A 5,450-nucleotide genomic window follows, 5' to 3' on the forward strand; every position below is an offset into this window, starting at 1 on the left:
AGCGGGGGGGGCGGGGGAGGCCCCCGGTCAGCCCAGTACGGCCAGCGCGTCGACCTCGACGAGCAGCCCGGCCGGCAGGCCGACGTAGACGGTGGTACGCGCCGCCGGGGCCTCGCTCAGCCCCGCGAAGTACTCGTTGTAGATCTCGTTGAACTCGGCGAAGTGCGCGGTGTCCGTCAGATACACCCGCACCATCATCACGTCGTCCCAGCTCGCGCCGCCCTCTTCGAGGATCGCCGCGACATTGGCGAACGTCTGCAGCGTCTGCTCCCGCAGTCCGGGGCCCACCGGCGTCGGCGGCTGCCCCTCGGCGGCCGGGCCGAATCCGACCTGCCCGGCGACCTGCAGGATGTTGCCCTTCTTCACGCCGTGCGAGAACTTCGCGGGCGGCGTGGTGTGCGTCGGCGGCGTCAGGGCGGTCTTGGTCAGTTTCTGGCTGTCACTCATGGCGTGTCTCTCTCGGCTGGACGGATGGGCTTGCCCACGTAGTCGGCGCTGATCGCCTCGGCGGTGCGCCGTACCCGGGGCAGCAGGGTGAGGAGTTCGTCGGCGGACACCACGACGTTCGGCGCGGACACCGACATCGCCGCGACCACCCGCCCCTCGGCGCCCCGGATGGGGGCCGCGACGCAGTTGATGGACTCCTCGTGGCCACCGAGGTCGGTGGCCCAGCCCTGTTCGCGCACCGTGGCCAGCTCGGCCAGGAAGGCCGCGGCGTCCGGCGTCGAACGGGACGTGTAGCGGGGGTAGTCGAGCCGCTCGGCGACCGCGCGCCGCTCCGGCTCGGGCAGGTCGGCGAGCAGCAGCTTGGCCACGGCCGCGACGGTGAGCGCGACGGGCTTGCCGATGCGGGAGTACATCCGCACCGGGTAGCGGCTCTCGACCTTGTCGATGTAGAGGACCTCGTCCTCCTCGTAGACCGCCAGATGCACGGTGTGCCCGCAGGCGGCGTTCAACTCCACCAGGTGCGGGTGGGCGATCTCGCGCACGTCCAGGTTCTCCATGGCCTCCTGGGCGAGCGCGAACAGCCGGGCGCCGAGGCGGTAGCGCTGGTCGGCCTGGCGGTGCACGATCCCGTGCTCGTGCAGCGTGCGCAGCAGCCGCAGCGCCGTGGACTTGTGGACGTCCAGCCGCTGGGCGACCTGCTCCAGGTTCGCCGGCCCCTCGGCGAGCAGGGGCAGAATGCTCAGTGCCCGGTCAACGGTCTGGCTCATGGGCTGCGTACCTCCGACGGCTGCGGCTGCTGGTCCGGGCCCCCGGAACGCGTCCAGCCGGGCCCGAGCCGCAGTCTCCCCCACGCCGCCGCGTCCAGGGCGACGAGGCGGTCGGCGTGCTCCCGTGCGGGCGGTACGCCCAGGTCGCCGGGGACGACCAGGGCCGCGGCCGCCATCAGATGGCCGTGCCGCAGCCGCTCGGTCAGCGGCAGCCCGCGCAGGGTCCCGGAGAGGAACCCGGCGGCGAACGCGTCCCCGGCACCGACCGGCGAGACGACCTCGACGCGCGGCGCGGGCACCTGCACCGGCGCGTGCGCGTCCCGTACGAAGGCCGTGGCCCCGTCGGCGCCCTGCTTGACGACCAGCACCGACGGCTCGGGGAGCGCGGCGCGTACGGCCCCGGGCCCGCCGTTCACGCCCCAGGCCGCCGCCGCCTCGTCCTCGCCGACGAACACCACGTCGCTGTGCCGGGCGAGGTGCAGCAGCACTTCGGGGCCCACCGCGGGGTCGGCTGCGGGCGCCGACCGCCAGAGCCCGACGCGGTAGTTGACGTCGAAGGACACCAGCGGGCCGTGCGGGCGCGGGCGCTCCACCAGGGCGCGGCAGAGCGCGAGGCAGCCGTCGGAGAGGGCGGGGGTGATGCCGGTGAGGTGCAGCACCCGGCCGGCGTCCACCGTGTCGAGCGGGAGGGTGCCGGGCGCCATGGCGGAGGCGGCCGAGCCGGCGCGGTAGTAGACCACCTCGGCGGTCGGCTCGCCGTCGCCCCCGGCGCCGTGCTCGGTCGGGCGTTCGCCGTCGGTGCGGAAGTAGATCCCGGTGGGGCGCGCGCTGTCACGCTGGACGGCACCGGTGTCCACGCCCTGCGCGGCGATCGTGCGCACCAGGTGGTCGCCGAAGCCGTCGGCGCCGACCCGGCTCACCCAGCGGGCGCGGTGCCCGGCGCGCGCGAGCGCGCAGGCCACATTGGACTCGGCGCCTCCGATGACGCGGTCGAACGAGGGCACGTCGGCCAGCGGGCCGGGACGGGAGGGCAGGAAGGTGACCATCGACTCGCCCAGGCAGACGACGTCCGGGTGCGGGGTGGTGGTCACGATGCGTACCGCTCCTTCTGATCCTTCTGATCCTTCTGATCCTGCTGGCCCTGCTGGCCCCTGGGGGTGTTCCGGCTCCATTGACCGGCCGTTCGGCGGGATGCTAGACAGCAGTAAGCGTTATACGCAATGCCCATTGCAGAGTATGCAATCAGCATCAGGACCACCGGAGTCTGTATGGCCGCCGCATCCGCACGCAACCCGCATCTCGACCGGCTCGCGGACGAGACCGTGGACCACCGCTTCAAGGGCCTGCCGCCGGACGCGGCGGGGCGCACCGCCGGAGCGCTGGCGGCCGACCGCCGGAACCTGTTCACCGGCGGCTTCACCACCCCCGTCCTGGCGCTCTCCGCCGACCGCCTGGAGCACAACCTGGCGGTGATGGAGGCGTACACCGAGCGGCACGGGCTCGCGTTCGCGCCGCACGGCAAGACCTCGATGGCCCCGCAGCTCTTCGCGCGCCAGCTCGCGCGCGGCGCCTGGGGCACCACCTTCGCGCTCCCCCACCAGGCGCGGGTCGCACGGGCCTTCGGCATGCCCCGGATCTTCCTGGCGAACGAGCTGGTGGACGCGGCGGCGCTGCGCTGGCTCGCCGGCGAGCTGGACGCCGACCCGGACTTCCGCTTCCTGTGCTACGTCGACTCCGAGCGCGGCGTCGCCCTCATGGACGAGGCGCTCCGCGCCGCGGGCGCCCGGCGCCCGGTGGAGGTCGTGGTCGAGCTGGGCGCCGGCGAGGGGGCGCGCACCGGCGCCCGTACCGCCGCGGAGTGCGCGGCCGTCGCGGACGCGGTGGCACGCACCGGCACCCTGCGGCTGGCGGGCGTCGCGGGGTACGAGGGCGAGGTGCCCGGCGCGCACCCCCGGGCCGTGACCGCGTGGCTGGAGCGGCTGACGGAACTGGCCGTGGAGTTCGACCGGGCCGGCCGGTTCGCCGGGCTGGACGAGATCGTGGTGAGCGCGGGCGGCAGCGCCTGGTTCGACGCGGTGGCCGAGGTCTTCGCACGGCTGCCCGAGCTGTCGGCCCCGGCGCTGAAGCTGCTGCGCTCCGGCGCGTACGTCTCGCACGACGACGGCCACTACCGCGAGCTGACCCCGTTCAACCGGGTGCCCGACGAGGGCGGGCTGCGGGCCGCGTTCACCCTCTGGGCGCAGGTGGTCTCCCGGCCGGAGCCGGGCCAGGCGTTCCTGAACGCCGGCAAGCGGGACGCGGCGTACGACCTGCATCTGCCGCAGGTGCACGCGGTCCGCGCGGCGGACGGCACGGAGCGCGGCGGCGAGGGCCTGGCGGTCACCGCGCTCAGCGACCAGCACACGTGGGTGCGTACGGAGCCGGGAGTCCGGCTGGAGGTGGGCGAGTGGGTGGGCCTGGGCATGTCCCACCCGTGCACCATCTTCGACAAGTGGCAGCTGATTCCGCTGGTCGAGGAGGACGGCACGGTGACGGATCTCATCCGCACGTTCTTCTAGACGGCCGCGCCCCTTCGGGGCACGATCCCGCCCCGTCCCCGGAAAGGAATCGTATGGACCTCGTCATCAAGGACGCCCGGGTCGTCGACGGGAGCGGCCGGGCCGCGCCGTACCGCGCCGACGTCGGCGTCGCGGACGGCCGGATCACCCGCATCGCCCGGGAGGGCGGGCCCCGCCTCTCCGCGCCCCGCACGCTGGACGCGGACGGGCTGGCGCTGGCGCCCGGCTTCATCGACATGCACGCCCACTCCGACCTCGCCCTGCTGCGCGACCCGGACCACTCGGCGAAGGCGGCGCAGGGCGTCACCCTCGAAGTCGTCGGCCAGGACGGCCTGTCCTACGCCCCGGTCGACGAGCGGACGCTCACCGCGGTCCGCAGCGCCATCGCCGGCTGGAACGGGGCCGCGCCCGGGGACGCGTCCGTCGACTTCGACTGGCGCACCGTCGGCGAGTACCTGGACCGCATCGACCGCCAGGGCACCGCGGTCAACGCCGCCTACCTCGTTCCGCAGGGCACGGTGCGGATGCTGGCGATGGGCTGGGAGGACCGCCCGGCCACCGAGGAGGAGCTGGCCCGGATGTGCCGCCTGGTGGCCGAGGGCCTGGAGCAGGGCGCCGTCGGCATGTCCTCCGGCCTCACCTACACCCCGGGGATGTACGCGCCCGACAGCGAGCTCACCGAGCTGTGCCGCACGGTCGCCGCGTACGGCGGCTACTACTGCCCGCACCACCGCTCCTACGGCGCGGGCGCCCTGGAGGCGTACGCGGAGATGGTCGCCGTGGCCCGGGAGGCGGGCTGCCCGCTCCACCTCGCCCACGCCACCATGAACTTCGGCGTCAACAAGGGCCGCGCTCCCGAGCTGCTGGCCCTGCTCGACCGGGCCCTCGCGGACGGCGCGGACATCACCCTGGACACCTACCCGTACACCCCCGGCTGCACCACGCTGGCCGCGATGCTGCCGAGCTGGGCGAACGAGGGCGGCCCGCAGCAGACGCTGTCCCGGCTCGCGGACCCGGCCACCACGGCCCGCATCCGGCACGTGATGGAGGTCGAGGGCTCGGACGGCTGCCACGGGGTGCCCATCGAGTGGGACACCATCGAGATCTCCGGCGTCGGCAACCCGGGCCTGTCCGGCTATGTGGGCCGCACCGTCGCGGAGTCCGCCGCGGCGCGCGGCGAGGAGCCGTTCACCACCGCGCACCGGCTGCTCACCGAGGACCGGCTGGGCTCGACGATCCTGCAGCACGTGGGCCACGAGGAGAACGTCCAGGCGATCATGCGCCACCGGGTGCACACCGGGGGCAGCGACGGCATCCTCCAGGGCGACAAGCCGCACCCCCGCGCGTACGGCACGTTCCCGCGCTATCTGGGCCGGTACGTACGGGAACTGGGGGTGCTCTCGCTGCCGGAGTGCGTCGCGCACCTCACCTCGCGCCCCGCCGCCCGGCTCGGTCTGCGCGACCGCGGCCTGGTGCGCGAGGGGTACCGCGCCGACCTGGTCCTGTTCGACCCGGACACGGTGGACGCGGGGTCGACGTTCGAGGTCCCGCGGGCGCTGCCCACCGGCGTTCCGCACGTGCTGATCTCGGGTCGCCCGGTGGTCGAGGACGGCCGCCGCACGGACGTCCTGGCGGGACGGGCGATCCGGCGCGCCGCCTGACGCCCGCCCCCCTCCCC

General features: G+C 74.4%; 5 protein-coding genes. 2 read left to right on the forward strand and 3 right to left on the reverse strand.

Going from position 1 to position 5,450, the window contains the following annotated elements; translation table 11 throughout:
* Nucleotides 1–27: 27 nt before the first annotated feature.
* The 3 genes from G5C65_RS30250 to G5C65_RS30260 are packed head-to-tail and all read right to left on the reverse strand — an operon-like array spanning nt 28 to nt 2,305.
* A complete protein-coding gene (locus G5C65_RS30250) occupies nt 28–447 on the reverse strand; it encodes a RidA family protein (RefSeq protein WP_165302242.1) in 420 nt (139 codons plus the stop codon).
* The gene (locus tag G5C65_RS30255) at nt 444–1,214 is read right to left on the reverse strand and encodes an IclR family transcriptional regulator (RefSeq protein ID WP_165302243.1); all 771 of its coding nucleotides are present in this window, start codon (nt 1,212–1,214) and stop codon (nt 444–446) included. Before G5C65_RS30255 ends, G5C65_RS30250 begins: the two co-directional genes overlap by 4 nt.
* Nucleotides 1,211–2,305, reverse strand: coding sequence for a sugar kinase (locus G5C65_RS30260; RefSeq protein ID WP_338146737.1), 1,095 nt, complete (start codon nt 2,303–2,305; stop codon nt 1,211–1,213). The genes G5C65_RS30255 and G5C65_RS30260 overlap by 4 nt, the downstream gene beginning before the upstream one ends.
* Before the next feature lie 177 nt (nt 2,306–2,482).
* On the opposite strand from G5C65_RS30260, the gene G5C65_RS30265 reads away from it, so the two are divergent.
* On the forward strand, nt 2,483–3,772 hold the full coding sequence (locus tag G5C65_RS30265; RefSeq protein ID WP_165302245.1) for an alanine racemase: 1,290 nt from the start codon (nt 2,483–2,485) through the stop codon (nt 3,770–3,772).
* Between the two features lie 53 nt (nt 3,773–3,825).
* A complete protein-coding gene (locus G5C65_RS30270; protein WP_165302246.1) occupies nt 3,826–5,433 on the forward strand; it encodes an N-acyl-D-amino-acid deacylase family protein in 1,608 nt (535 codons plus the stop codon).
* The last annotated feature ends 17 nt before the right edge of the window (nt 5,434–5,450 follow it).

This window comes from Streptomyces boncukensis (assembly GCF_011045075.1).
GTDB lineage: Bacteria > Actinomycetota > Actinomycetes > Streptomycetales > Streptomycetaceae > Streptomyces > Streptomyces boncukensis.